This is a genomic window from Budvicia aquatica DSM 5075 = ATCC 35567, from assembly GCF_000427805.1.
GTDB lineage: Bacteria > Pseudomonadota > Gammaproteobacteria > Enterobacterales > Enterobacteriaceae > Budvicia > Budvicia aquatica.
On record NZ_ATYS01000005.1, the window covers coordinates 26,228 to 51,607 of the forward strand.

The 25,380-nt window shown below is 46.0% G+C and carries 25 protein-coding genes; 8 read left to right on the top strand and 17 right to left on the bottom strand.

Going from position 1 to position 25,380, the window contains the following annotated elements; genetic code table 11:
- The first annotated feature begins 3 nt into the window (after nt 1–3).
- The 3 genes from waaA to coaD are packed head-to-tail and all read left to right on the top strand — an operon-like array spanning nt 4 to nt 2,552.
- On the top strand, nt 4–1,278 hold the full coding sequence (gene waaA / locus YWE_RS0103410; protein ID WP_029093257.1) for a lipid IV(A) 3-deoxy-D-manno-octulosonic acid transferase: 1,275 nt from the start codon (nt 4–6) through the stop codon (nt 1,276–1,278).
- Nucleotides 1,279–1,281: 3 nt separating this feature from the next.
- Entirely contained in the window at nt 1,282–2,058 is a 777-nt protein-coding gene (locus YWE_RS0103415; RefSeq protein ID WP_029093258.1) for a glycosyltransferase family 2 protein, read from the top strand.
- On the top strand, nt 2,055–2,552 hold the full coding sequence (gene coaD / locus YWE_RS0103420; RefSeq protein ID WP_029093259.1) for a pantetheine-phosphate adenylyltransferase: 498 nt from the start codon (nt 2,055–2,057) through the stop codon (nt 2,550–2,552). Before YWE_RS0103415 ends, coaD begins: the two co-directional genes overlap by 4 nt.
- Here coaD and mutM read toward each other — a convergent pair whose 3' ends face one another.
- The 4 genes from mutM to radC form a co-directional block, all read right to left on the bottom strand.
- Nucleotides 2,553–3,362, bottom strand: coding sequence for a bifunctional DNA-formamidopyrimidine glycosylase/DNA-(apurinic or apyrimidinic site) lyase (mutM, locus tag YWE_RS0103425; RefSeq protein WP_029093260.1), 810 nt, complete (start codon nt 3,360–3,362; stop codon nt 2,553–2,555).
- A gap of 160 nt (nt 3,363–3,522) precedes the next feature.
- Nucleotides 3,523–3,690, bottom strand: a complete 168-nt coding sequence (gene rpmG / locus YWE_RS0103430; RefSeq protein WP_029093261.1) for a 50S ribosomal protein L33 — start codon at nt 3,688–3,690, stop codon at nt 3,523–3,525.
- 11 nt (nt 3,691–3,701) lie between these two features.
- Nucleotides 3,702–3,938, bottom strand: coding sequence for a 50S ribosomal protein L28 (rpmB, locus tag YWE_RS0103435; protein ID WP_029093262.1), 237 nt, complete (start codon nt 3,936–3,938; stop codon nt 3,702–3,704).
- Between the two features lie 246 nt (nt 3,939–4,184).
- A complete protein-coding gene (gene radC / locus YWE_RS0103440; RefSeq protein ID WP_036014955.1) occupies nt 4,185–4,868 on the bottom strand; it encodes a RadC family protein in 684 nt (227 codons plus the stop codon).
- Between the two features lie 224 nt (nt 4,869–5,092).
- Here radC and coaBC point away from each other — a divergent pair, with 224 nt between their 5' ends.
- The 3 genes from coaBC to slmA all read left to right on the top strand — a co-directional run bounded on the left by coaBC (nt 5,093) and on the right by slmA (nt 7,563).
- Nucleotides 5,093–6,301, top strand: a complete 1,209-nt coding sequence (coaBC, locus tag YWE_RS0103445) for a bifunctional phosphopantothenoylcysteine decarboxylase/phosphopantothenate--cysteine ligase CoaBC (RefSeq protein WP_029093264.1) — start codon at nt 5,093–5,095, stop codon at nt 6,299–6,301.
- Nucleotides 6,285–6,743 carry a dUTP diphosphatase gene (gene dut / locus YWE_RS0103450; RefSeq protein ID WP_029093265.1) on the top strand — a complete coding sequence of 153 codons (459 nt, stop codon included), beginning with the start codon at nt 6,285–6,287 and terminating at the stop codon, nt 6,741–6,743. The genes coaBC and dut overlap by 17 nt, the downstream gene beginning before the upstream one ends.
- A 229-nt stretch (nt 6,744–6,972) precedes the next feature.
- Complete coding sequence (slmA, locus tag YWE_RS0103455) at nt 6,973–7,563, top strand: nucleoid occlusion factor SlmA (protein ID WP_029093266.1); 591 nt, start codon at nt 6,973–6,975, stop codon at nt 7,561–7,563.
- A 99-nt stretch (nt 7,564–7,662) separates the two neighbouring features.
- Here slmA and YWE_RS0103460 read toward each other — a convergent pair whose 3' ends face one another.
- The 8 genes from YWE_RS0103460 to YWE_RS31635 all read right to left on the bottom strand — a co-directional run bounded on the left by YWE_RS0103460 (nt 7,663) and on the right by YWE_RS31635 (nt 19,239).
- A complete protein-coding gene (locus tag YWE_RS0103460; protein WP_029093267.1) occupies nt 7,663–8,970 on the bottom strand; it encodes a cytochrome c in 1,308 nt (435 codons plus the stop codon).
- Nucleotides 8,971–8,984: 14 nt separating this feature from the next.
- Nucleotides 8,985–10,760 (bottom strand): GMC family oxidoreductase, encoded by a 1,776-nt coding sequence (locus tag YWE_RS0103465; RefSeq protein ID WP_029093268.1) that lies wholly within the window; start codon nt 10,758–10,760, stop codon nt 8,985–8,987.
- Between the two features lie 5 nt (nt 10,761–10,765).
- On the bottom strand, nt 10,766–11,482 hold the full coding sequence (locus tag YWE_RS0103470; protein WP_029093269.1) for a gluconate 2-dehydrogenase subunit 3 family protein: 717 nt from the start codon (nt 11,480–11,482) through the stop codon (nt 10,766–10,768).
- Between the two features lie 337 nt (nt 11,483–11,819).
- Nucleotides 11,820–13,121, bottom strand: a complete 1,302-nt coding sequence (locus tag YWE_RS0103475) for an L-cysteine desulfidase family protein (RefSeq protein ID WP_029093270.1) — start codon at nt 13,119–13,121, stop codon at nt 11,820–11,822.
- Nucleotides 13,122–13,244: 123 nt separating this feature from the next.
- On the bottom strand, nt 13,245–14,573 hold the full coding sequence (locus YWE_RS0103480; protein WP_029093271.1) for an SLC5/6 family protein: 1,329 nt from the start codon (nt 14,571–14,573) through the stop codon (nt 13,245–13,247).
- A 668-nt stretch (nt 14,574–15,241) separates the two neighbouring features.
- Complete coding sequence (locus YWE_RS0103485; RefSeq protein ID WP_029093272.1) at nt 15,242–16,861, bottom strand: fumarate hydratase; 1,620 nt, start codon at nt 16,859–16,861, stop codon at nt 15,242–15,244.
- Nucleotides 16,862–17,197: 336 nt separating this feature from the next.
- Nucleotides 17,198–18,538 carry an anaerobic C4-dicarboxylate transporter gene (locus YWE_RS0103490; RefSeq protein WP_029093273.1) on the bottom strand — a complete coding sequence of 447 codons (1,341 nt, stop codon included), beginning with the start codon at nt 18,536–18,538 and terminating at the stop codon, nt 17,198–17,200.
- A 569-nt stretch (nt 18,539–19,107) separates the two neighbouring features.
- Nucleotides 19,108–19,239 carry a hypothetical protein gene (locus YWE_RS31635; RefSeq protein ID WP_255324268.1) on the bottom strand — a complete coding sequence of 44 codons (132 nt, stop codon included), beginning with the start codon at nt 19,237–19,239 and terminating at the stop codon, nt 19,108–19,110.
- Between the two features lie 183 nt (nt 19,240–19,422).
- Between YWE_RS31635 and YWE_RS0103500 the strand changes: the two genes are divergently transcribed.
- Both YWE_RS0103500 and YWE_RS0103505 read left to right on the top strand, forming a co-directional pair.
- Nucleotides 19,423–19,764, top strand: coding sequence for a GlpM family protein (locus YWE_RS0103500; protein WP_029093274.1), 342 nt, complete (start codon nt 19,423–19,425; stop codon nt 19,762–19,764).
- Between the two features lie 21 nt (nt 19,765–19,785).
- The gene (locus tag YWE_RS0103505) at nt 19,786–20,355 is read left to right on the top strand and encodes a hypothetical protein (RefSeq protein ID WP_029093275.1); all 570 of its coding nucleotides are present in this window, start codon (nt 19,786–19,788) and stop codon (nt 20,353–20,355) included.
- 42 nt (nt 20,356–20,397) lie between these two features.
- Here the strand turns inward: YWE_RS0103505 and YWE_RS0103510 are convergent, their stop codons facing one another.
- From YWE_RS0103510 to rhaT, 5 genes are all read right to left on the bottom strand, one after another.
- A complete protein-coding gene (locus tag YWE_RS0103510) occupies nt 20,398–20,889 on the bottom strand; it encodes a GNAT family N-acetyltransferase (protein ID WP_051323165.1) in 492 nt (163 codons plus the stop codon).
- Between the two features lie 19 nt (nt 20,890–20,908).
- Nucleotides 20,909–21,412 (bottom strand): GNAT family N-acetyltransferase, encoded by a 504-nt coding sequence (locus YWE_RS0103515; RefSeq protein ID WP_029093277.1) that lies wholly within the window; start codon nt 21,410–21,412, stop codon nt 20,909–20,911.
- Between the two features lie 18 nt (nt 21,413–21,430).
- Nucleotides 21,431–22,264 carry an MBL fold metallo-hydrolase gene (locus YWE_RS0103520; RefSeq protein WP_029093278.1) on the bottom strand — a complete coding sequence of 278 codons (834 nt, stop codon included), beginning with the start codon at nt 22,262–22,264 and terminating at the stop codon, nt 21,431–21,433.
- A gap of 174 nt (nt 22,265–22,438) precedes the next feature.
- Nucleotides 22,439–23,821 (bottom strand): histidine phosphatase family protein, encoded by a 1,383-nt coding sequence (locus tag YWE_RS0103525; RefSeq protein ID WP_029093279.1) that lies wholly within the window; start codon nt 23,819–23,821, stop codon nt 22,439–22,441.
- A 160-nt stretch (nt 23,822–23,981) separates the two neighbouring features.
- Nucleotides 23,982–25,016, bottom strand: a complete 1,035-nt coding sequence (gene rhaT, locus YWE_RS0103530; RefSeq protein ID WP_029093280.1) for an L-rhamnose/proton symporter RhaT — start codon at nt 25,014–25,016, stop codon at nt 23,982–23,984.
- Nucleotides 25,017–25,380 lie beyond the last annotated feature (364 nt).

Below are 25,380 nucleotides of genomic sequence, written 5' to 3' on the forward strand. Positions count from 1 at the left end.
TAGATGCGTCAATTATATTCAGTTCTACTCTACTTGCTCCAACCCCTAATCTGGCTCCGGTTATACCTACGGGGCAGGAAGGCTCCTGCCTATAGAAAGCGCTGGGCTGAGAGATATGGTTTTTGCCGTGGAAAAGTTGAACCGGGCGGCATCATGCTTCACTCCGTTTCCGTGGGCGAAACGTTAACGGCAATTCCATTAGTCAGGGCGCTGCGTTATCGCTATCCGACCCTGCCAATTACAGTGACAACCATGACACCTACGGGCTCAGAGCGCGTAATGTCAGCATTTGGCGATGATGTGCACCATGTCTATTTGCCTTATGATCTCCCCGGTTCAGTCAATCGCTTTTTAAATCAGGTCAGCCCTAAGCTAGTCATCGTTATGGAAACGGAGCTTTGGCCTAATCTGATTCATCAGCTTAATAAGCGTAAAATCCCGTTAGTCATTGCTAATGCCCGACTATCAGAGCGCTCGGCAAAAGGCTACGCGAAGCTGGGCAAGTCCATCCGGACCATGCTACAAAAGATCACGCTGATTGCTGCACAGAATAGCGAAGACGGCGAGCGTTTTATCCAGCTAGGCCTCAAGCGTTCTCACTTAACCGTTACCGGAAGTTTAAAATTTGATATTTCAGTTACGCCGGAACTATCGGCACGGGCATTAACGCTCAGACGCCAATGGGCTTCCCATCGCCCGGTCTGGATTGCGGCCAGCACGCATGATGGTGAAGAAAGTATTTTGCTGGAAGCCCATGCGAAGTTACTGCAACGCTTTCCGGATTTGTTATTGATCTTAGTTCCTCGTCACCCGGAACGTTTTTCAACGGCACAGCAGCTAACAACTCAGGCAGGAATGCGCTATATCACCCGCAGCAGCGGCGAAATTCCTTCAGAGCAAACTCAGGTGATTATTGGTGACACCATGGGCGAGCTCATGTTGCTATATGGAATTGCTGATTTAGCCTTTGTTGGTGGTAGCCTGGTTGAACGTGGAGGCCATAATCCACTGGAGCCGGCAGCTCATGCGGTCCCGGTTCTTATGGGCCCCCATATCTTTAATTTCAAAGATATCTGTAACAAGCTGGAACAGGCTAATGGCCTGATTACCATTAATGATGTTGACTCGCTGGCAGAACAAATTACGCTATTACTGAGTGATGAAGAGTACCGCCAACATCGCGGGCAGCAGGCTGTCAACGTGCTGTTGCAAAATCAGGGGGCTCTGGAAAAGCTATTAGGGCTGCTAGAACCTTACTTACCTGCCCGGAGCCATTAACTCGTGGATAAGAAACGTCTGTCTGTAGTTGTTATTGCTAAAAATGAAGCAGAGCTGATTAGCGATTGTTTAATTTCTGCTGAGTGGGCGGATGAAATAATCCTGCTGGATGGCGGCAGTACTGATGATACAGTGCAAATAGCCCAGCGGCTTGGTGCAAAAGTCTACACAAATACACAATGGCAAGGTTATGGTAAACAGCGCCAGATAGCGCAAAGCTATGCCGGCGGTGACTATATCTTTATGATTGACGCCGATGAACGTATTACGCCGGAGCTACGTCTCTCTATAGAAAAAATCATCACGAGTCCGACACAAGAAAAACAGGTTTACAGCTGCGCCCGCCGCAATTTTTTTCTTGGCAAATTTATGCGCCATAGCGGCTGGTATCCGGATCGAACCATCCGTCTCTATCAAAATAAGCTGTATGGTTATAATGATAACTTAGTCCATGAATCTTTGGATTATTCAGATGCTCAGGTTATTCGCCTTGACGGAGACCTGCTGCATTTAACCTGCCGGGATTACTTTGTTTTCCAACGCAAACAGTTCAGCTATGCTGAAAGCTGGGCGTTTCAGAGCTATCAGCGTGGAAAAAGCGCATCAATGACGTCGGCTGTGGGCCACGGCTTAGGCGCATTCTTCAAAACGCTGGTCATCCGACGCGGCTTTGCTGATGGCAAACATGGATTCCTTCTCGCCTGTATCAACGCCCAATATACATTTAATAAATATGCGGCTCTTTGGACTTTAGGCCAACAAAAGAAGGCTGAAAAATGACCACTCATCAGGCGGAATTTACTAAAGCAATCTACCCGGGTACTTTTGACCCAATGACAAACGGTCATCTGGATATTATTACCCGCAGTGCCCGCATGTTCGATCACCTGATCATTGCTATCGCTAAAAGCCCTAGCAAAAATACCCTGTTTACGCTTGAAGAACGGGTGGCGTTAGCTCAGTCAGTAACGGCCCATTTATCTAACGTTGAAGTTGTTGGTTTCAGTGAGTTAATGGCTCATTTTGCACAAAAACAACGGGCAAACGTATTAATTCGCGGGCTTAGAGCTATATCTGATTTTGAATATGAACTGCAGTTGGCCAGTATGAACCGTCATTTGATGGCCGATCTGGAAAGTATTTTCCTGATGCCGTCAGAGAAGTGGTCATTTGTTTCTTCTTCATTAGTGAAAGAAGTTGCCCGTCATGGCGGCGATGTAACATCATTTTTGCCGCCAATTGTGGCACAGGCGCTGAGTAATAAACTCGCTTAGTCAGCGTTGGCAATGACGGCAAAAAAAGGTTGTCCTTTGCCCGTGCTTCTCACTTTCAATCAGTTCCCCACAAGCATGGCAGGGTTCTCCGGTCCGACCATAGACCTGTAATTCTTGGGCAAAATAACCGGGTTTACCATCAGCCTGAAGAAAATCCCGTAACGTAGTCCCGCCCTGCTCAATTGAACGCTGTAGAACCCGCTTAATCGTAAGCGCCAGATTATCTGCCTCAGACCCTGTCAAGGTACCAGCGGCGCGCAGCGGCGATATTCTGGCTTCAAACAGAGATTCACTGGCGTAAATATTCCCTACCCCAACCACCAGTTTATTATCCATCAGCCAAGGCTTAATTAACGTCTTTTTGCCTTGAGATTTTTTTAGCAGATACGCCCCGCTAAACTCATCGCTCAATGGCTCAGGGCCTAAATGCTTCAAGGCGCTACAAGTCTCTAAATCATCAGCCCATAGCCATGCGCCAAATCGCCTTGGATCGGTATAGCGTAGAACCTTCCCGCCGGAAATCAGAAAATCAACGTGGTCGTGTTTACCCGCCTCCAGAAACTCTGGCAGAATTCTTACGCTACCGGACATGCCTAAGTGGCCAACAAGCCAGCCGTCAGGCAACTCAATAAGTAGATATTTTGCCCGCCGCTGAACGCTTAATACCGGCTGATTTTCCAAAGCAATAATCTGCGGTGAAACCGGCCAGCGTAATTTAGGCTGGCGGACAATAGCCTTAATAATTTTATGGTTAACCAAGTAGGGTTCAATACCACGGCGGCTAGTCTCTATTTCCGGTAATTCTGGCACGAAGAAATATCCTCTGATAATTAAGCTGATAGTTGAATCATACACGCAAAAGACAAAGTGATGGAAGGTATCACCACCAACCGGGCGATCGCTAATTTTAGGCGATAAAAAAACCCGGCCTAAGCCGGGTTTTGGTATCGATTTGTATAAGAAATTAAAATTATTTAATTTTAGCTTCTTTGTACAGAACGTGTTGACGGACCACTGGATCGAATTTCTTCAGTTCCAATTTCTCCGGCTTAGTACGCTTGTTCTTCGTGGTGGTATAGTAGTGACCTGTACCAGCTGAAGAAACCAGCTTGATTTTCTCGCGAATACCTTTAGCCATGGTTCAGTTCCTTAAAACTTCTCACCGCGGGCACGAAGATCGGCTAACACCGCATCGATACCCTTTTTATCAATTACACGCATACCTTTAGCAGATACACGCAAAGTTACAAAGCGCTTTTCACTCTCAATCCAAAAACGATGTGAGTGCAGGTTAGGCAGAAAACGACGCTTAGTCGCATTCATTGCGTGAGAGCGGTTGTTACCACTCACTGGGCGCTTGCCGGTAACTTGGCAGACTCGTGACATGTCAAAATTCTCCAAAAATCAAATCAGCTCGAGCTTCGTTAGGATGTTGGCTGCCTCGTCAGGCTTTTAGAGCCAATCTCAGCAAATTCCGCTGAGATGAGACGCTGAGTCAGGTTGTTGGAACCTGCTGAGATAGGCTCTTAATACCGCACCCGTGATCCTCAAAGGTGGCGTAGTATACGCTCTTAGCCTTTAGGGCTCAAGTGCCGAACGGACAAAGATCCCTCAAGATCGTAAAAAAATCCGTTAAATCCACCCGCGCTCAGCAAATGAGACGTACTCGCCGCGACCAATAACGATATGATCGAGCACCTTAATATCCAATACCGAGCAGGCTTTTAACACTTGATCGGTCACGCTACGGTCTGCCTGACTGGGCTCCACAACGCCGGATGGGTGATTATGCGCTAATATTACCGAAGCTGCATTAGACTTTAGCGCTTCACGTACAATTTCTCGCGGGTGTACTTCAACACAGTTAAATGTTCCGGTAAACATCTCTTTGTGATAAATCACCCTATTTTGGTTATCTAAGAACATCACAATAAACACTTCGCGATCCCGTTGGGCTAATAATCCCTGTAAATACTGACGGGTAATCTGAGGATTTTTAATGGTACATTCCTGCGCTAACTGATGACCTAAGAACCGCCGCGATAGCTCTACTGCCGCATGCAACTGAGTATATTTTGATAGCCCTAACCCCCGTTTCTGGCAGAAAGAGATATAGTCAGCAGACATTAATGCATACAAAGAACCGAACTCTTTTAACAGCTGCCCCGCCATTTCAGACACATTAACTCCCGGCAGGCCTGTTCGTAAAAATATTGCCAACAGCTCTTGGTCAGACAGCGTAATTGCGCCAAGCTTGAGTAATTTCTCCCTCGGGCCCTGCCCCTCCGGCCAGATATCTGCTCCGTTTTTTGCCATAATGTCCTCCTGTTTATCGGATACTGACATCTTGGTGAATAAATTCCGAGGTAACACAACGAGTTGTCTGTTATTCATTAGAAACGTTCCGCAAAAATAATTTTATTAGCTACACCCTGTGCGGTTTTTCTGGCATATAGATCCCCTTTGCTGAGGTTATGATAAAATCCTCACACTCATTTTAAGAATCTGCGTCATCTTCTGTTAAAAAATAGGGCGGTCACATGTCTATGCTAAACGGTAAGAAAATAGTTCTGGGTATCAGCGGTGGCATTGCTGCTTATAAATGCCCCGAGATTGTGCGCCGTTTGCGTGACAGAGGAGCTGAGGTTCGCGTCGTTATGACCGATGCAGCCAAAGCTTTTATTACCCCGTTAACACTACAGGCCGTATCCGGTTATCCGGTTTCTGATGACTTACTAGATCCGGCCGCAGAAGCCTCAATGGGACACATTGAATTAGGTAAATGGGCCGATATGGTATTATTGGCGCCGGCTACTGCAGATTTATTAGCCCGCTTAGCCGCAGGAATGGCAAACGATTTGCTAAGTACCCTCTGTCTGGCAACCAGTGCACCTATTGTGGCTGCGCCAGCGATGAACCAACAAATGTACCAAGCGAAACCAACTCAGCACAATCTCCAGTTACTGGCTTCACGGGGTATTCATCTTTGGGGCCCGGACAGCGGTAATCAGGCCTGTGGAGACGTTGGTCCGGGAAGAATGCTAGAGCCGCTGAATATTGTTGCCCGCTGTGTCGACTTCTTCTCCTATACTCAGGATCTCGCCGGAATAAATATCATGATAACCGCGGGGCCGACCAGAGAAGCATTAGATCCGGTACGATTTATCACTAATCACAGTTCGGGTAAAATGGGCTATGCGATAGCCAAAGCGGCGGCCGATCGCGGAGCGTCTGTCACCTTGGTCAGCGGGCCGGTTGAATTAACAACGCCTGCAGGCGTCGACAGAGTGAACGTCATCAGTGCGCTAGAAATGCGCGCAGCCGTTATGCAGCGAGCGGCTTCACAAAATATTTTTATTGCCTGCGCAGCCGTTGCAGATTACCGTGCAGAGCAAATTGCCAGTGAAAAAATAAAAAAACAGGGCGACGATTTACTGTTAAAAATGGTAAAAAACCCGGATATCGTTGCCGAAGTTGCGGCAATGACTGAAAACCGACCTTTTGTCGTAGGATTTGCCGCCGAAACACAAAATGTGGAAGAATACGCACGGTTGAAATTAGCCCGTAAGAATCTCGATCTCATCTGTGCTAATGATGTATCACTGTCAGGCCAAGGCTTTAACAGCGATACGAATGCCTTACACCTATACTGGCCAAATGGCGAAATGAGTCTGCCGCTGAGCGACAAATCTTTGCTGGGTCAAAAACTGATGGACGAAATAGCCAATCGCTATGATGAAAAAAATTGACGTAAAAATTCTGGATGCCCGTATTGGCAGCACATTTCCTTTGCCAACCTATGCGACTACCGGCTCTGCGGGTCTTGATTTAAGAGCTTGCTTAGATGCTGCAGTAACATTAAATCCGGGTGAAACTCAGCTATTGCCAACCGGCTTAGCTATTCATATTGCCGATGCCAGCCTTGCTGCGGTCATTTTACCGCGTTCAGGCCTGGGGCATAAACACGGCGTCGTGCTGGGTAACCTGGTTGGTCTGATTGACTCAGATTATCAAGGGCAATTAATGGTTTCTGTATGGAACCGTGGCCAGACAGCATTTGTTATCGAACCCGGTGAACGCATTGCTCAAATGGTCTTTGTTCCGGTGGTTCAGGCCGAGTTCAATATTGTTGATGACTTTGAAAGCAGCGATCGTGGTGAAGGTGGTTTTGGTCACTCAGGTCGTCAATAACACGTTTCTTTTCTGAATATATACCCAAAATCATTTATGGTGCAGGAAGGCGGCAAGTGAGTGAATCTCGATGAGCTTGCTTAGGTAAGTGATTCGGGCAAACGAATGCAGCCAACGCACCTGCAACTCGACGAATGACGGGTATAAAAATAAAATAGTGTGAATCAGCACCATCGCTGATTGCTTAGGAATGGGTGAAAGCCTGTTCCTTATTAGGATGTCATTAGGCATGGTAGAAAAAGTAAAGAAAAATCGCAGGGAAGACATACTGCAGGCTCTGGCACAAATGCTGGAGTCAAGTGACGGTAGTCAGCGAATCACTACGGCAAAGCTTGCCGCAAACGTTGGGGTTTCAGAAGCGGCACTTTATCGCCACTTTCCCAGCAAAATGCGCATGTTTGACAGTCTGATCGAGTTTATTGAAGACAGCCTGAATAGCCGTATTAACCTGATCCTGCAGGATGAAAAAGATACGTTTAATCGCGTACGCTTAATCATGCTTCTGGTTCTTGGCTTCGCTGAGAAGAACCCCGGCCTGACCCGCATCATGACCGGCCATGCGTTGATGTTTGAACAAGACCGCCTGCAAAGCCGGATTAATCAGCTGTTTGAGCGTATAGAAACTCAACTTCGCCAGGTATTACGCGAGCGTAAACTGCGCGAAGGACAGGCCTTTGCCTATGATGAAGGATTAATTGCCAGCCAGCTTCTGGCCTTTTGTGAAGGTATGATGTCCCGGTTTGTGCGATCGGAATTTCGCTATCGGCCTACGGAAGAGTTTGAAGCCCGCTGGCCAATGCTTGCCTTACAGTTACAATAACGACGAGTCTGCAAAGCAAGTATTTCCCGAGCAATGAAAAGGCCAACAGGTTTATCCTGCCGGCCTTTTCTATTTTAGCTAGCTAAAGAGAAGAATAGATTACTCCGCTTTAGACACCGCCCCATAAGCAGCGGCTTTCACATCACTACGTACATCCGCAACCTGTTTTTCCGTTACCGGAGAAGCCTGATTCCCCCAGCTATTACGAATAAAGTTAACCACGTCAGCCACTTGTTTATCCGTTAACCGGGTATCAAACGCAGGCATATTATAAGACGTAGGTGCTTTAAAGGTTGAGGGTAACGTATCCCCTTTCAGCACGATGTGGATCAGCGAAGTGGCATCATTACCAAGCAAGACCGGATTACCGGTAAAAGCAGGAAAAACCTCAGCATAACCTTTACCGTCAGTCCGGTGGCAGGCAGCACAGTTATCAACATAGACACTGGCACCAACGGCACTATCATCACCGTTATACAAGGCGTTGTAAGCCGCATCGTCGTATTTAAACGGAGTCTCGTTATATGTTGTTCCCGGCAACGTTTTGAGATAACGGACAATAGCCGTTAAGTCATCATCAGTCATATATTGCATGCTCTGGACGATAACATCACTCATTCCGCCAAACACCGCAGTGTGCTCAGTCCGGCCGGTTGTTAAAAACTGCACCAATTGAGCTTCAGTCCAGCTTCCCAGCCCATCCTTCAGGTCTCCGCGTAAGTTTTTAGGCACCCAACCGTCCATTGGCTCACCGCCGGATAAATACAGTTCCCCGTCTTCAGCCGTTAACGCTTTTTCCTGCATTCCGATACCGCGCGGGCTATGACAGGCACCACAGTGACCAAGCCCTTCAACCAGATAGGCACCGCGTGCAACAACAGGATCTTGATCAACCGGAGCCTTAAACTCTTTCACTTCAGGTGCAAAAGTCCAACGCCAGAAAGAAAGAGGCCAGCGCATTGAAAGCGGCCAGACAATATCGGTCGGTTTATTGGCCTGATTAACCGGTTTTACACCATGCATAAAGTAAGCATAAAGAGCCTGCATATCCGCATCGGTCACTCGGGCATAAGACGGATAAGGCATCGCCGGATACAGCGTAGAATCTTTGCCGATACCGTGACGAACGGCATTATCAAAGTCAGTAAAGCTATAATCTCCGATACCGGTCGACTTATCCGGCGTAATGTTAGTAGAAAAAATGGTTCCTATCGGTGATTCAATCGGTAATCCACCGGCAAACGGCTGACCGCCGGAAGCGGTATGGCAAGCCACACAATCCCCCGCACGCGCAAGATACTCTCCCTGCTTGATAAGATTTTCATCCTGATAGTTTACTGTTTCTGCGGCAAATGCCGGAGCTGCGAGGCCCATCGACAGGCCGGCAGCAAGAAGAAATTTTTTCATTTATCTGTCTCCTGTTATGCCTGCACCATTGGGCCCGGATTTGGGAGGTATTGCTCACGGATTGCTTTAGCTGACCAGTAGGTCAATGCTCCGATAAGACCGGTCGGGTTATACCCAAAGTTCTGAGGAAAAACACAGGCCCCCATAACAAATAGGTTAGGTACATCCCAGCTCTGTAAATACCGATTAACTACGCTGTTTTTAGGATCTGTCCCCATAATCGCCCCTCCGGTAGTATGGGTGGTTTGATAAGGACGAGTGTCGTAAAGTGCGCCGGGCTTTTTAGCATTGACCTTATAAGACTCCGGATTCATTGCCTTGGCTATCTCTCCCGCTTTACCGGTTGTGTACTGGGCCATTTTAATTTCATTATCGTGCCAGTTAAAGGTCATCCTCAACAACGGCTGGCCATTGCTGTCGGTATAGTTAGGGTCTAAATCGAGAAAACTGTCCCGGTAGGCCATCACTGAGCCGGATGAACTGATACTCATTGCTCGCTGGTAGCTATCCTGAACCGCCCCTTTCCACTCAGTTCCCCATGAAGGAGTCCCGGCGGGCACCGTTGCCTGCTTAATTGGTCGGCCTCCCGAGCGGTGGTGGTTAATATTAGCACCGCCGATAAAACCTAATGGACCATGGTCAAAATTATCACCGTTAAACTCATCAATAGCCTGACCGCCGGCACCGGTACCAATAAATGGATTAAGGGTGGTTCCCTTTGGCATCATAACGCTGACGGATGTCAGCATCTGATAGGCATAGTTTTTCCCTACCACGCCTTCATTAGTGATCGGGTTATAAGGTTGACCGATTTTCGATAGCAACAACAGGCGAACGTTATGCATCTGGAAAGCGCTCAAAATAACGATTTTAGCCGGCTGTTCAACTTCACGTCCCTGAGCATCGATATAAGTCACTCCGGTCGCTTGCTTGCCGGTTGAATCTAAATTAACCCGAATAACCTGAGACTGAGTACGTAGCTCAAAGTTAGGTTTTCTTAATAACACCGGCAGGATCGTAGTTTGAGGAGAGGCTTTCGAATACAGGTAACAGGCATAATGCTCACAATAACCGCAATAGTTACACGGACCGAGTCTGACGCCGTAGGGGTTAGTATAAGCTTCTGAAGCATTCGATGCAGGGATAGGGAATGGCTTATACCCTAACTCCGTAGCCGCTTTGGCAAACATCTGGGCGCTATAAACATCTTTTAATGGTGGAAGGGGGTAAGGTTTACTTCGGAAAGCTTCAAACTGATTTCCGCCCTCTTGCTTCTCACCGTTAACATTACCGGCTTTCCCCGATACACCACAGACATACTCGAACTGGGTAAAATAGGGCTCCAACTCTTCATAACTGACACCAAAATCCTGAATTGTCATACCGTCAGGAATAAAGTCTTTACCGTAACGTTCTTCATAGTGGCTACGAATTTTTAGCTCTTCAGGTAATGCCCGCCAGTGGAGACCATTCCAGTGAAGGCCGGCGCCGCCAACGCCCGTTCCCAGCAAAAAGGAACCGTGCTGGCGATAAGGCACGGCCTGTTCGCTCATGGTATGGCGGATAGTCACCGTCTCTTTAGATAAATCCTGAAATAGCTTACCGCGCACTGAGAACTTCAGTTCATCCGCCACGTTAGGGTATTTCCCGGCGGTGGGGGTATCCTGCATTTCACCGCGTTCCAGCGCTAATACATTTAATCCGGCCTCGGTCAGTTCCTGCCCCATAATGGCACCGGTCCAGCCAAAACCAACCAGCACGACATCAACAGCTTCTTTTTTTATTGTCATTTTTATTATCCCCGTTCCCCTGAGATAGATACCGGGCCTAACGGATAAGGCCGGTCAGAATGGTCTACCCAATCCATAAAGTCGGCCCGGGCGCCAGGGAATCCAACCATCTTCCACCCCACCATATGACGATTACCACCATACTGCGGATCGGCAAAAAAGCCTTCTTTAGTATTCGCTAACAGATAGGAAAAGAACGTTTTAGACGGCACTTCGCCCAGTTCGATTTTTCCGCCTTCCAGCTGTTTAAGAACCGAAACCTGCTGTGCTTTATCCAGTTCGGCAAAGGTTTTTTTAAATTGTTGCTGACACCATTTGTCACATCCGGAGATACCAAGGCGGTATAAACTCCTCGGCGCCAGCTTAAGCTGATAACCGAACTCAGGCGCGGACTCCGGGTGGAAAGGCCCCTGCATATACCACAATTCTCCCCGGCCATAAGGGGTATCCATTTGACGATCGATAAATTCAGGCACGCAGGCCTTAATTGCGCCAGCGCCGTATTCATCTTCAGGAATTAATAAATCACAGGCTGACTGAATAAAGGCCCATTCTTCAGTGGTAAAAAATGTGGGATTGTAGTGAGTGGATGAAGTCGATTGAGAGTCTGCCTGTACAACCTGAGTCACTAAGCTACCGCTGGCGATAGCAACAACAGGTATAACTCCCAACCCCTTGCGTAAAAATTCACGTCTTGAGTTGGAGTATTTTTTACCAAACATATGCTTCCTCAATATTATAAATTTTTATTAGCTTATTTTATGAGCTGCAATCATGATAATTAACATGAAATCTCAAATATAATAACGTTTTCATTACAACCCAAAAGAACACATTGTGCGTATTTCAGCAAAATAACCAGATTAATTGCATGGGATTGAAAACGATGAATAAAAAATAGAATTGAGGAAGAGTGAGTATTAAATAATATTTAATACAATAAGTTAAATAAAGATAATGATTTATGAGAGTAAAGAAATAGGCCAGAAAACGCCTCAGCCATCGAGCTTAAAAGCCAAATGGCTGAGAAATTTAAACCTATCTGGCTAGCAATCGCTATCAGGAAGCCTTGCGGGTCATTATCTCAATAATCTGAGTATCAGTCTGACACATACTTCCGCAGGCTAATGCGCCAAGATTAGCAATCGACTTATCCACGTCGCTTTCAACAATACCTTCATTACCGGTGACACAGCACCCGTCCAGCGCCATTAAAACGGCCTTATAGGCCGAAGAGGCACTGGTCGATACTTTCATGGCACAGCTGTTAGAGGCGCCGTCACAGATCATGCCGCTGACATCACCAATCATGCTTGAAATCGCCATTCCTACCGTATCAAAACGATCGCTTAGCAGCCATGCCATACCGGCAGCAGCGCCCATCGAAGCCGTGGTTGCAGCACACAGGGCCGACAGCTTAGGCAACTTAGTATGAATATAGATCGCCATCAGATGAGACAGCATCAGCGCCCGAGCCAGCTTCTCTTTATCTGCACCAACAAATTCAGCCACCACCACCACCGGCATCGTTGCCGCAATCCCCTGATTACCGGAACCGGAATTACTCATGGCCGGTAACAGTGCGCCCCCCATTCGGGCGTCAGAAGCCGATGTAGTCCGGATCATTATCTGAGTTAATAAATCGGGCGAAAGCAGCCCCAGCGACATCTGCTTTTGCAGAGTGGCTCCAATATGCAGTCCATAGCTGGACTTAAGTCCTTCAACCGACAGAGCACTGTTTAAGGCCGCAGCCTGCAGGATAAATTCCAGATCCTCAAACGGAGCATTGATAGCAAATTGATAAACATCATCTGCCCGGGCAGACTCCATACAATATCCCTGCTGATCCAGTGAGGTACCGGTCCGATCGGTTTCAAACAGCAACCGATCATTTTTCTCAATGCGTACGACATGAGTGTGGCTATCAGCAATACACACCCGAACTTTATCACTACCAGCATACAGGGTTGCTTCGGAATAAAGCGTTTGTGAGCACTCAGCAATACACACCGAGACCCGACCTTCTGCCAACATCACTTTCCCTTGGCTGACTGAGTCAGGGCTAAGATGCTTAAGGACTTCCAGACCGGCCTTAGCGTCACCGCCGATTGCACCCACTGCGGCAGCGATTGGCAACCCGACCATTCCGGTACCCGGCACGGTAACACCCATACCGTTTTTCATTAAGTTCATTGAGACTTTGGCCTCAATGCGCTCAGGCTTTTGTTCCAGATAAGAGGCAGCAATTGCAGAAGCCAGCGCCAGTGATATCGGTTCAGTACAACCAATCGCCGGAACAACTTCCTGCTTAACAGCCTTAATAAATTCGGCCCACAGAGCGGGGCTTTGTTGCTGGCTCATAATCTCTACCTTCTACAAACTACTTTTACAAAATCAAACATCGTGGTTAAACACACTCGTTTCCTGCCATCTGCCCCCTCTTAGTTCTTACTGTCAGAACCAAGAGGGAGCCAGAAACTATTTCTAGGTAAAGGCCAGGAATGGCGAGATGCACAACAGCAGGCCAGTGATGATAATCAGCATCAAAGACAGCCCCTTATACTTATGCAACGCCGGAACCCGATACACCAGATAAGCAGGGATGAGACAGCCGACCATACCGAAAATCGGGCTACAGATTGAGGTAAAGCTCAGAACAGGAGCATTCAGTACAATGGCGCTCCAGGCCAGCAATACCGCGAAAATCATGATGCCGTTCTGTACCCATTTTTCACTAATACGCTCTACCGGCATCATGCGCTGCAGAATGTTCATCACAATGCCCTGACAGGCCTCGCGGAAACCAAGATAGACACCAAAGAACGCGGTCATTACGGCGAAAATATTCAGTACTACGCTAACAACCGTAACCCACCCGCCGGGGAAGAACTGGGCAGCAATGGCCAGCGCAGAAATATTTTGCTCATAAGCTTTTACTGCCTCGTCGTGCCCCATAGCTAAGGTGAACGAAACCGCATAGAAAAATACGGTACAGAACAAGATACCGAAGGCGATATTCATCGCTCTCAGTGCCTTATGGCGGGCAACTTCTACCGATTTCTCTCTGGCACGATAGGAGATCACCATCGGGCTAAGAGTTTGAATAAACAGGATTGAAGTGAGGGTAAACGGCAGTGTAATAATGGCATTTTTAATCAGCAAGCCCAGAGGCGGGAGCTCACCGGCATTGTATAAATGCCACATTCCCACCATTGATACACCCAATGCCGCCACCACAAAAAGCTTGGTCAGCACCATAAAACTTGAGACTTTAAACAGCAGCTTTTCACCCCGGGATGAAATCGCTACCAGAATACAGATCAGCACTAAGCCATAGAATGGGTTTTCAGACAGCAGCGAATCAGTAACGCCGAAAGTATGCAGATATGAAGCACTGTCGTTGGTAATTGCGGTGGAATAAACAAACATCCAGATAACTAACATGATGAAATAAAGTGCACCGAGCAAAATTCCCCAGTTCTTACCTAGATATCCGGTAATGACGCTAGGGTAATCTTTACATTCCGGTGACTCCGCCAGCGTATTGATAAATAACCGTTGGAATAAATACATCGCAGGATAGCCAATAACGGATGAAAGCAGGAAAACCCACAGCCCCATCAAACCAACCTGCACCGGTAAAAAGACGATACCGGCACCGATAGCCATACCGATACTCATAATGACCCAACCGGCATCGGTACTGTCAAACTTAATGGCTTCACGCCACTCTTGTTCACTCATTCCTGCTCGACGGGCTGCCGCACAGGGCTCGCCGACAAGAGCATCATTTTGATTTGTTACCGTTTCCATTTCACACTCTCTTATTATTGGTGTTATTAAGATAGCTTCTTCTTAGTTTTGATAACTCTTTCTGCTTATTATCAATAAATTAGTGTTAATTAAAGCAGTCATAGGGGAGATAATAAATTTAGTTCTGTGTCTTACTACCTAATAAATGTTACTCGCCTGCTGATAGAAATTTCTTCCCTAATTAATAACCATGCTAAACATAAGGAGAATATATTTCTCCAATCAGAGCAATATGTCAGAAATATTTTCCATGAATTGGCAGATGAAGAGGTAATGAAGATGTTAAAAGAAGGCCGGTATCGACATCCACTTGAATTATAAAGAATTTATTATTTTCACTATCTACCAGCCGGGCATTAAATAACCTTTGATAACGCCAATATAAAAGATAAACAGGCGAGCTAAAGCAAATAATCAAAATGGGTTAGATGAAATTTACCGATAACTTTTGTCAGACCGATCACACTAAGATAGGTCAAAAATTACGCAACAACAGTTTATCCTGAAGTTTCACTCATCGAGAACGGTTATCAGCATAAAAAACTAGTGCCCGAGAAGTTACCGTCGGCATAGCCATTGTATGCTTTGAATTCCATAATAAAAAAGCCCTGAAGGTGTAATCCTTCAGGGCTTAGGCCAAAATAACTTTTAGCTATAACATCAATCTGTTACTTAAATTTCTGGAAGAAGTCATTGCCTTTATCATCAACCAGAATAAAGGCCGGGAAGTCTTCAACTTCAATTTTCCAGATGGCTTCCATATCCAGTTCAGGATACGCAATACATTCCAACTTCTTGATGCTGTTCTGTGCCAGAATCGCAGCCGGGCCACCGATACTGCCTAAATAGAAACCACCGTGCTTCTTACAAGCATCCGTAACCTGCTGGCTACGATTACCTTTAGACAGCATAATTAAGCTCCCACCGTGTGACTGGAAAGCATCAACGTAAGAATCCATACGACCCGCCGTTGTCGGGCCCAATGAACCGGATGCATAGCCTTCAGGCTTCTTGGCCGGTCCGGCATAATAGATTGGGTGATCTTTAATGTACTGCGGCAGGTCTTCACCTTTATCTAGCATCGCCTGTAACCGGGCATGAGCGATATCACGACCCACAATGATAGTACCGGTTAACAGAACGCGGGTAGAAACCGGATACTTCGACAGGTCTGCCAGAATCTCAGGCATCGGACGATTCAGGTTAATATGCACCGCATCGCCTTCACCAACGTTGCGGTACTCTTCCGGAATATATTTACCCGGATTATCTTCCAGCTTCTCGATCCAGATACCTTCTTTATTAATCTTCGCTTTAATATTACGGTCAGCAGAGCAAGATACTCCCATACCTACCGGGCAAGAAGCTCCGTGGCGCGGCAGACGGATAACGCGAATGTCATGCGCAAAATATTTACCGCCGAACTGAGCACCAATGCCCAGATTATGAGCCGCTTTTAATAGCTTAGCTTCCATATCCAGATCGCGGAATGCCTGACCACCTTCATTACCCTTAGTCGGTAGCGAATCGTAATACTTAGCCGAAGCCAGCTTAACGACCTTCAGGTTAGTTTCAGCAGATGTGCCACCGATAACAAACACCACGTGATAAGGAGGGCAAGCCGCAGTACCCAGGCTCTTCATTTTTTCAATCAGGTATTTTTCTAATTTCTCAGGCGTCAGCAGGGCTTTAGTTTCCTGGAAAAGCGCCGTTTTGTTAGCAGAACCGCCACCTTTAATGACACACAGGAACTTATACTCATCGCCTTCAGTGCTATATAAATCAATCTGTGCCGGCAGGTTGCAGCAGGTGTTGATTTCGTTATACATATCCAGCGCGGCGTTTTGCGAATAACGCAGGTTATCTTCAACAAAGGTATTAAATACGCCTTTAGATAACGCTTCTTCATCATTACCACCGGTCCAGACTTTTTGTCCTTTCTTACCCATAATAATGGCAGTACCGGTATCCTGACAGAAAGGCAAAATACCTTTAGCCGAAATTTCAGCGTTACGCAGGAAAGTCAGCGCTACATACTTATCATTTTCACTGGCTTCCGGATCCGCCAGAATTTGAGCAACCTGTGCCTGATGCGACGGGCGCAGTAAAAAAGAGGCATCGTGTAAAGCATGCTGAGCAACTAACGTCAGCGCTTCGGGATCAACCTTAAGAATTTCATTTCCTTCAAACTCACCGACTGAAACATGATCCTTAGTCAGTAAGTAATATTCTGTGTCGTCTTTTCCTAATGGATAAGTGTCCTGATATTTAAACTCAATCGTTGACATATGCTTCCAGCCTTTTATGTTTTTTGAAAAAATTAACCCGACATTGATCGTTATTTCTGATGTCTGAACGACGCCGACACCATAAGACAAGGTAACTATTTATACAATAATTTAACATTCAGGATGTGACAGGTGTTGTTTGAACAGTCTGAATACTCTGATTATTTTTCCTGACTTTTTCATTATGCGTCTGGCCAAGGCTTGATTCCATGATCCCGAACCAGACAACAACCATATACCCTAAATAATTCGAGTGACTAAGCGCAGATACGGTTTGAAATAGGAAGGGTATAAAAAGCGTGCGCCGGAGCGTCCCTAGCGCACGCTATTTTGCGGTTATAAGAAACCGTACATTCCGGCGAATATCCAACCAAATACGCAAGATACGCCAACCCCGATTAGGCCCGGCAGTATAAAGCTATGGTTGATAACGAAGCGGCCGATTTTAGTCGTTCCTGAACGGTCAAATTGAATCGCCGCCAGATCGCTTGGATAAGTAGGCAGAATATAGTATCCATAACAAGCCGGAGCAGAAGCCACGATATAGGCAGGATCAACGCCAATCGCTAACGCAACCGGAACTATCGCCGCCAAAGCGGCAGCCTGTGAGTTAACAAACTTCGAAACCAGCAGCAGGACAATGGCATAGGCCCACGGGAACTCCTTCACCATATCGCCTAAAACAGCTTTAATCTCTGTCATATGGGCGCCGAACATGGTTTCGGCCATCCATGCAATACCATATACCGCGACGATTGCGATCATGCCTGAACGGAATACTTCATTCTTAGAGATAGAAGCGGCATTCGTTTTAGTAATGATGATAATCAGAGCACCGGCTAACAGCATGAACATCTGAATGACCAGCACCATAGAAAGCGGCTTGTCATCAAAGGTCGGACGTAAGCCTTCAAATGCACCAAGAATAGCAACAACGGCAATTGAACCTAAGAAGATCCACATTGCCACCCAGTTTCTCATGGGTAATTTTCGGTCTAACAGTGTCGCAGTATCACCATAAACGTAATGTTTGTTCTCAGGGACAGCAATAAATGCCTGGAACTCTTCATCCTTATCAAGATCTTTGCCTCTGAACCAGCTAAAAATACCAATCGCCAGAATACCTAACAGCGTAGACGGAATGGTAATTGCCAGCAGGTCTAAAAACTGAAGATGCTTGCCATCAAAGGTGAAGTTACCGAGCATCGCAACCAGCGACACCACGGCAACCGACACCGGACTGGCAATTATCCCCATCTGAGACCCCACGGAACTCGCCGCCATTGGTCGCTCAGGCCGGATATTATTTTTAATTGCAACGTCATAAATAATAGGCAGGATGGTATAAACCACGTGGCCCGTACCACAAAGAATGGTCAAAACACAGGTCACAAAAGGCGCCACAATAGAGACATACTTTGGATTCTTTCTCAGTAATTTCTCTGCAATTTGTAGCATAACATCCAGACCGCCCGAGGCCTGTAAGGTTGCGGAAGCTGCTACCACCGCAATAATCACCAGCATAACGTCGACTGGTGGTTTACCCGGCTTAAGATGGAAAACGAACACCAAAATAACTAAGCCAATACCCCCTAATAAACCGAGAGCGATTCCGCCTTTACGCGCACCGTAAAATAGGCAGATCAATATAATGATAAGTTGTAAAGCAAATTCCATGAATACCCCCGCGAACATCAATAATGATTAAACTAAAAAAGAAAAAGATTTCTTAATACTCAATATTTTATTATTTTATTGTATAAGTGATATCTATCACGTTATTAACTTTCGTTTTCATTTATGGGTTGGTGATATCTTCTATCACTATCATATTAATTATCTAAGCAATGACGCAAAGAATCATTAAATCCAATGATTTACCTAGAGTTTAATAACATTATGACTATATAGCGTTTATTTAAATGTTTTATTGATACAGATAAAGTTTCTGTTATTAATTCTTAAAATATAAATACCATACTATTTTAATGAGATTAATTTAGATTGCAGTCTCAATTAAGGTGGGTTAAGGCGTTGTTAATGGGATGTTTTAATTAAACAGGTGAATAAACATAATAAATAATACAATTGACTGCTGAGAATGATAATTTCCGCAAATAATAGTGAAAGAATTAAATAATAAAATCTATCGAGTTAATTTTCATAAAACAGAACATGTTTCTTTTACATAAAAAGAAACCACCCGAAGGTGGTTGCTAAAAACGTCACGAGTATTAAAACGACCGCTAAATCTTGCAACCTTCACAATCATCTTCGCCGGATGTTATCTCAGGCACTTCATTTACTTTTTGCTCAGCTTTCTTCTCTGCGGCTTCCAGCTCAGCATCGATATCAAAATCGAAAATATCATCACTCATTGTTCATCCTCCCGGCTTGTAGAATTCGAATTATAGCGCACTATGGTGTCCCTACGAATAGCAAAAAGAAGGCAATCCTAGCCTGCTGAAATCGTGGGTAATTTAAACCATTTGTTTATACTCAAAGGGCCATATAGTATGCCCTTTCGACAATATTCATTTTAGAGAGCGCAGCATTTCAACATGGCACTGTTACTAAAATCCCTAATCGGAGCGGTGGTCGTTATCATCATATCTCTGCTGTCTAAATCAAAGTTTTACTATATTGCCGGGCTTGCTCCGCTCTTTCCAACTTTTGCACTTATCGCTCACTACAGCGTAGGGTCTATCCGCCCGACGGCCGACCTGAGAGAAACGATTCTGTTCACCGGGCTCGCCACTCTGCCGATGCTGAGCTATTTAGTTTCACTGTACATTCTGGTCGGCCACTTTCGGTTAATTCCATCATTATTAATGGCCTGCGTAGTTTGGGGCATAGCTGCATGGATATTGGTGACGCTATGGGGTTATGCCCACGCACAGTGATTTTTTTGGAACAAACAAAAGATGAAAGACCTCTCAACGCAAAACCTGCTTAAGCAAGCTTTAGCGTTACTTGCTGAGAAAAAACAGATTGATGTCAATGGATTACTGGTGATGCTTGAGCAAAACAACGCTAAGCATTGCCTTGAGCTATTGATTCTACTCATCGAGGAAAGTGAGTTATATCTGCCCACGCCAATGCGCATATCATTATCTGATATCGCAGCAAAATTGGGTTTAGACGCCAGTTATCGTAGCCTTATCGAGCGAACTGAATATAAAAAACACTTAGCTGAATACAGAAGCCATACTCCTACATATAGTGCTGTAGTCGGCGGCAGGTATTTTCAGGCAGTCTCCCATGCTTACCGCTATTTTTTGGAATACGGGCGACCTGAGGATACGGCTATTTCACTAGAAGACTATGAGCTTCATTATAACGTTTTTGAAAAGTATCACTGGATTGAAATCAGTATCATGCCAAGAATAAAACCGGGTCAAAGTTGGATGGATATCCCACAGGGTGGCCCGGGTATGACGCTACTTCTGTCATTAAAAAATTATCAACTCATCGAATTCTGGGGATTCAAATAATCCCCAGATAATCGGTCAGAACAATTGAATGCTAAACGGTTGCTACAACACCATAACCATCTCATGCCACGACATTCCGCCGTGATCTGACTCAGACTGTTTCACATAGCCGAAGCCGAACTTCTCATACAGTCCAACGTGTCGCTCTTTACACATCAGGTGAATAGTCTGTTTCCCCAGCCCTTTCATATGCTCAATAAAAGCCGTCATCAGCAAACCGGCATAGCCTTTTCCCTGATAGTCAGGATGGACCACAACCGACATAATTACCACGTTAGGTGCATCAGGATCGTGACCGACTAACTGTTTAAATTCTTCATCTGACATCACCACATCGTGGGCACAGCCGCTGTTAATAAAGCCGGCAACGCCATTTTCATTTTCTAAAACGATAAAGCCCTGCGGATAAACCCGGCTTCTTTTAGCTATTTTCTCTTTGGTCGCTGCTTCATCACCTTCATATGAGACAGTTTCTATCTCATAGCATCGGTCTACATCATTTTCTGAAACCGTTCTGATGACAGTTTGTTCCACAATCAATATCTCCCTTAATTTATGGTTTATTGCGCGTTAAACGCGCCATGCGCATTGCATCAACATAGTGCCCGTTTCTAAACGCGTAATCCTTAGCAATACCTTCATCTATAAAGCCAAATTTTCGGTACAGGCCAATCGCCGGTTGATTATCGGCATATACTTCCAACTCAATTCGGGTAACGGCCATCCAATTCTCGGCCAGATCGATCGCCGCAGCAAGCAGCACAGAACCGACACCCTGACCAAAAAAATCTTCGCTGACGCCCATGCCGATAGTCGCCACGTGGCGGCGACGCACCGCCGGTGATGCTGCCAGATAGATATGGCCAACAATCTCCTCGTCAACCAAAGCCACCAGGCTATGGCTGCCAGCGTCGGATGACTCACTCAGACGCTTTTCCCAAACGGCCGTCGCCGGGTATGGCAATTGTAAGGTTGCGGCATAAACTAGTGGCTGGGAATAGATGGCGGCAATGGCCGCGGCATCTCCATACTGAGTATGTCTGACGCTAATATTCAACTCGATACCTCCCGTTTGCTATGCAAACTCCAGCACCGTTCCAACGCCCACTTCATCAATGTCAACTCGTTTGGCTAAGGCCAGTTTAGCGTTCAGATCGGTACAGTGGCAGGGATAAAGGTGCTGAGGATTAATCTGGCTCAAATGGTCTGCCGTTTTAGTTAATACGTTTTCATTGGCATTCAGCAAATGGAAGCCACCAATCACCGCCAACACTCGGCTATCCCCGGTGACGCTGATGGCATAATCGACAATATTACAAATTCCCGAATGTGAGCAGCCGGTAATCACCACAATACCTTCCGCACTGGTATATACAATGGCACTGTCATCCGGTACCCAGTCGCCTACCCGCTCACCGCAGCAGTCAAGCGTTTCTCCCGCCGGCCGCAGGCCTTCAAAATCATTTAACCGCTTAATTTCACGGAGAAAAATCAAATTATCCGCGATGTAATAGGGCTGCTTAGTCTCAACCTTATTCAAATACAGGCTGTAGCAATCGGCAGGGAAATTAGCACCAATCGATTTATTACCGTCAAACTTAGGGGAAAATGCTGCAGGGTGAGCAACAAGATTAATTTTAGGTGCCGGGTTAAAGCTAATGCGATCAAAATGCTGCATCAGGTAGCCTAATCCCCAACTATGGTCATTATGTCCGTGAGATAAAACGATGGTATCAACCGCTTTTAAATCAAGTCCGAGGAATTCTGCATTTTTGATAAAGATATCTGAATATCCGGTATCAAAAAGAATATTACGCCCGCCAATTTCAATGTGATAACACACGCCCGGCTCGCCAATCAGGTACCGATCGATCAGCGTATTATTATCAAGTAAAACCGTTAATTTCATCATATCCCTCAGATTTATCATGACTGACGACAGCAAAAAACGACGCCCGTCTTATGAACCATTTAAGGCAATATAAAAACTATAGCGACTGTGCACAAGCAATAAAAAAGAAAACCCCGCGAGGTATATGCACGGGGTTGGTTTAACGCTTAACCAAAAGAATATCACTACAGCTTAATTTTTCGGCGCAATCTCTTTGCTATCTTTTACGTTAAAGTTTTCATTTTTATATTGCAGCGTAATCACCTGCATTCCCTGACTGTCTTTTAGCTGATAATCAGGAATACGCTTATTAAGAAAGGCTTTTAAGATTAACGGATGGGTAAACACCGCGACTTTACCGTTGCTGAATTCATATTGATAACCGATAGCGGATAAGAATGAATCCAAGCGATATGCGGCAATATCACCGCGCTCACCATCATCCGGTGACACAAATTGAATCACCTTATCTGATGAGAACAGATTAGCTGCCGCAGGCGTGCCGCTGCCTTTAATGGTCGCTACCTTCTCGGCTTCCCAATGGCCCAGAAAAATTTCATTCAGGTTTTTATCTTCAACCAAAGCAACGCCACTTTCCGGCAATACCGCCTTGGCGGTTTTATAACCTCGCCCAAGTTCGCTACTGTAAGCACCGATAAACTGGGTATTCTTTAAGCTGGCTTTCAGCTGTTGATTTGCCTTGTCGCCCGCAGGCGTAAAGTCTGAATCCGAGGTGCCTTCCATCACGCCTGCGCGGTTTAGTATGGTCAACGGATTCACCACTACGGTAATTTCGAGAGGCGGTAATGCCTTCTCTTTGGCATAGCCTGACTTCAGATAGTCACTATTATTAAAGTCCGTTAAGGTAAACTCACCGTCTTTAAGTTCAAGCACTGAAACGCTGGTATTAGACAAACCTGATAATGGCTGACCGGCACGATACTTCTGCAGGTAAAATGCCATGGATGAATGAGCCGTCACTAAAATATTACCGCTCTGCCCTTTATGGCGCTGAGCGATATCCCGCAGCGCGCCGTCAAAACGCTGAGAAAATTTATACATATTCTCGGCGTTAACCGGAGACTTAAAATTCGGGTCATTGTAGTGACCAAAATAGTACTCAAAATCATTACCTGAGTGGCCGAATTTCCCGGTTAGCTCTTCGATTCGTCCGCCTTCGGCATCGCCCCACGAGATATCCTTAAGATCTTCAATTTGGGTTACTTTCATATCCCGCCCACGCAGGATTTGATTAGCCGTCTCATAAGCGCGGCCAAGCGTACTGCTATAACCGGCAATAAAATCAACCTCAGACAAACCCAACCCAAGGCTACTGGCGTCGTAACGCCCTTTTTGGGTCAACTGCGCATTACCACCGCCGCCGATGGTCATCTCTTTGATATTAGAATAAGTCTGACCATGCCTGACTAAATAGAAACGCAGCACCTTTGACTGGTCAGTCGCTGCCTGCCCTTGGCCTGCACTACCAGAAGGTTGAGAAAAAGCAGAAGCCGGAGCCCATGCCACCGTCATAACAAAAATAAGACTAATCAGCGATTTTATTTTATTTTTCACCTGTTACTCCTTTTGATACTCATGATGACCATCAGATTGTTGATCATTTCTTGATTCTGATATTCCCTGCCTTGGTGATAAAAAAGGGTCCTTTAAGCTGACCGACAGGCATATCACCAGAAACGCCTGTCGGCTGAGGTTAACCAAACAGAAAGAGGAGTTACGAAGCCATCCCCATGCCGACAATATTGGCCGCCAAGATAATCACTAAACAGCCAAGACACAGTATTCGCACCGGCTTGCGCCCTACGCCTATCCACTCTTTGAGCAGCAGACCAACGATACCGCCGCACAGCACGTAGAAACTCATATGCAGCATCCAGCTCATATAGCCGTACTGCTCAGGCACGTTGGCGTGGCCCCATGCATAGAAGAAGAACTGGAAGTACCACATAGCGCCGCCGAGAATAGAAAACAGCGCATTGGTGATCAGCAGTTTTTTAGCCACTGAGAGGTCAGCTTTAATCGACAGATTTGATTTCACGGCCAGCCGGACAAAACAGAAACCGAGGTTAACAATCGCACCGCCGCCCATAATCACCACATAGCTAGGCAAGGCGACATAAAGCGGGCTAACGCCTACCTGCTCAGCGGCCTGATGCATGGGTTTAGCCGCATCCATTGCAAACGACATACCGGCAGAGAAAATGCCGCACATCACGGCCAGAATCAGACCCTTCTTTAAGTCGAACTCTTCCGCCTGAATACCCAGTGCACGTTCTTTAAGCAGGCCGGCATAGCTCACAATACCGACACCAACAACCGCTACCGCAACGCCAAGCAGCGTCATCTGGCCGCCGGACGTTGTTAGCAACAAATCGAATTTACCCTGTAGTACCGGCGTCATCAGCGTACCGATAATTAGCGTCACACCAATGGCAATACCGATACCCAAAGACATTCCGAGGTAACGCATGGTCAGGCCATAGTTAATATTACCGATACCCCACATCGCACCGAACAGGAACACCGGCATCAAGGTGGCAAAAGAGAAAGAACCGTAATAGGCCCAGAAGTCAGGCAGTAACAGATAGCTGACCGTCCAGGGCAGAATAATCCATGAGAAAAAACCACCGAGAGACCACATAGTCTCCCATGACCAATTTTTTACCTGTTTAAACGGTGCATAAAAACACGCCGCGCTGGCAGCCCCGACAAAATGCCAGAAAATACCAAGGAGAATAGAACCACTCATACTGGTAACCCTTTATTATTAAATATTATTAACAGCAGGGGCCGTAATCTGAATTACGGCATTATGAGTTCATGAGGAAAGCCCCATAACCACAGTGGTTACAGTTTAAAAATGAATCAATACCCTCAGCCTTTACGTGAGTGCCACTGTCGGTGAGGTGTTGGCAAAAATCAAAAGATAGGGGTGAGCGAAGTCACAAATTAGTGAATTAAAACAATAATTACTCCGAGAAAGGCAATTTCAAGGCTTGGATAAATGAAAAAACGCCATGTCATTTAATTCAGATTCAGCGTAAGTTTCATTTTGGAAAGAGTGTCTAAATATTCTATTTTCAACTGTCAGAAGTGCGGTTCAAGGTACCCGA

What these genes read in the sequence shown, in the direction of transcription:
- YWE_RS0103460 (WP_029093267.1), bottom strand. Translation starts at nt 8,970, where the DNA reads ATGAAAAAATTTCTTCTTGCTGCCGGCCTGTCGATGGGCCTCGCAGCT.
- dut (WP_029093265.1), top strand. Translation starts at nt 6,285, where the DNA reads ATGATGAAAAAAATTGACGTAAAAATTCTGGATGCCCGTATTGGCAGC.
- coaBC (WP_029093264.1), top strand. Translation starts at nt 5,093, where the DNA reads ATGTCTATGCTAAACGGTAAGAAAATAGTTCTGGGTATCAGCGGTGGC.
- YWE_RS0103505 (WP_029093275.1), top strand. Translation starts at nt 19,786, where the DNA reads ATGAAAGACCTCTCAACGCAAAACCTGCTTAAGCAAGCTTTAGCGTTA.
- YWE_RS0103475 (WP_029093270.1), bottom strand. Translation starts at nt 13,121, where the DNA reads ATGAGCCAGCAACAAAGCCCCGCTCTGTGGGCCGAATTTATTAAGGCT.
- YWE_RS0103520 (WP_029093278.1), bottom strand. Translation starts at nt 22,264, where the DNA reads ATGAAATTAACGGTTTTACTTGATAATAATACGCTGATCGATCGGTAC.
- coaD (WP_029093259.1), top strand. Translation starts at nt 2,055, where the DNA reads ATGACCACTCATCAGGCGGAATTTACTAAAGCAATCTACCCGGGTACT.
- YWE_RS31635 (WP_255324268.1), bottom strand. Translation starts at nt 19,239, where the DNA reads ATGAGTGATGATATTTTCGATTTTGATATCGATGCTGAGCTGGAAGCC.
- YWE_RS0103470 (WP_029093269.1), bottom strand. Translation starts at nt 11,482, where the DNA reads ATGTTTGGTAAAAAATACTCCAACTCAAGACGTGAATTTTTACGCAAG.
- slmA (WP_029093266.1), top strand. Translation starts at nt 6,973, where the DNA reads ATGGTAGAAAAAGTAAAGAAAAATCGCAGGGAAGACATACTGCAGGCT.
- YWE_RS0103480 (WP_029093271.1), bottom strand. Translation starts at nt 14,573, where the DNA reads ATGGAAACGGTAACAAATCAAAATGATGCTCTTGTCGGCGAGCCCTGT.
- radC (WP_036014955.1), bottom strand. Translation starts at nt 4,868, where the DNA reads ATGGCAAAAAACGGAGCAGATATCTGGCCGGAGGGGCAGGGCCCGAGG.
- YWE_RS0103500 (WP_029093274.1), top strand. Translation starts at nt 19,423, where the DNA reads ATGGCACTGTTACTAAAATCCCTAATCGGAGCGGTGGTCGTTATCATC.
- rhaT (WP_029093280.1), bottom strand. Translation starts at nt 25,016, where the DNA reads ATGAGTGGTTCTATTCTCCTTGGTATTTTCTGGCATTTTGTCGGGGCT.
- waaA (WP_029093257.1), top strand. Translation starts at nt 4, where the DNA reads ATGCGTCAATTATATTCAGTTCTACTCTACTTGCTCCAACCCCTAATC.
- YWE_RS0103465 (WP_029093268.1), bottom strand. Translation starts at nt 10,760, where the DNA reads ATGACAATAAAAAAAGAAGCTGTTGATGTCGTGCTGGTTGGTTTTGGC.
- YWE_RS0103490 (WP_029093273.1), bottom strand. Translation starts at nt 18,538, where the DNA reads ATGGAATTTGCTTTACAACTTATCATTATATTGATCTGCCTATTTTAC.
- rpmB (WP_029093262.1), bottom strand. Translation starts at nt 3,938, where the DNA reads ATGTCACGAGTCTGCCAAGTTACCGGCAAGCGCCCAGTGAGTGGTAAC.
- rpmG (WP_029093261.1), bottom strand. Translation starts at nt 3,690, where the DNA reads ATGGCTAAAGGTATTCGCGAGAAAATCAAGCTGGTTTCTTCAGCTGGT.
- YWE_RS0103485 (WP_029093272.1), bottom strand. Translation starts at nt 16,861, where the DNA reads ATGTCAACGATTGAGTTTAAATATCAGGACACTTATCCATTAGGAAAA.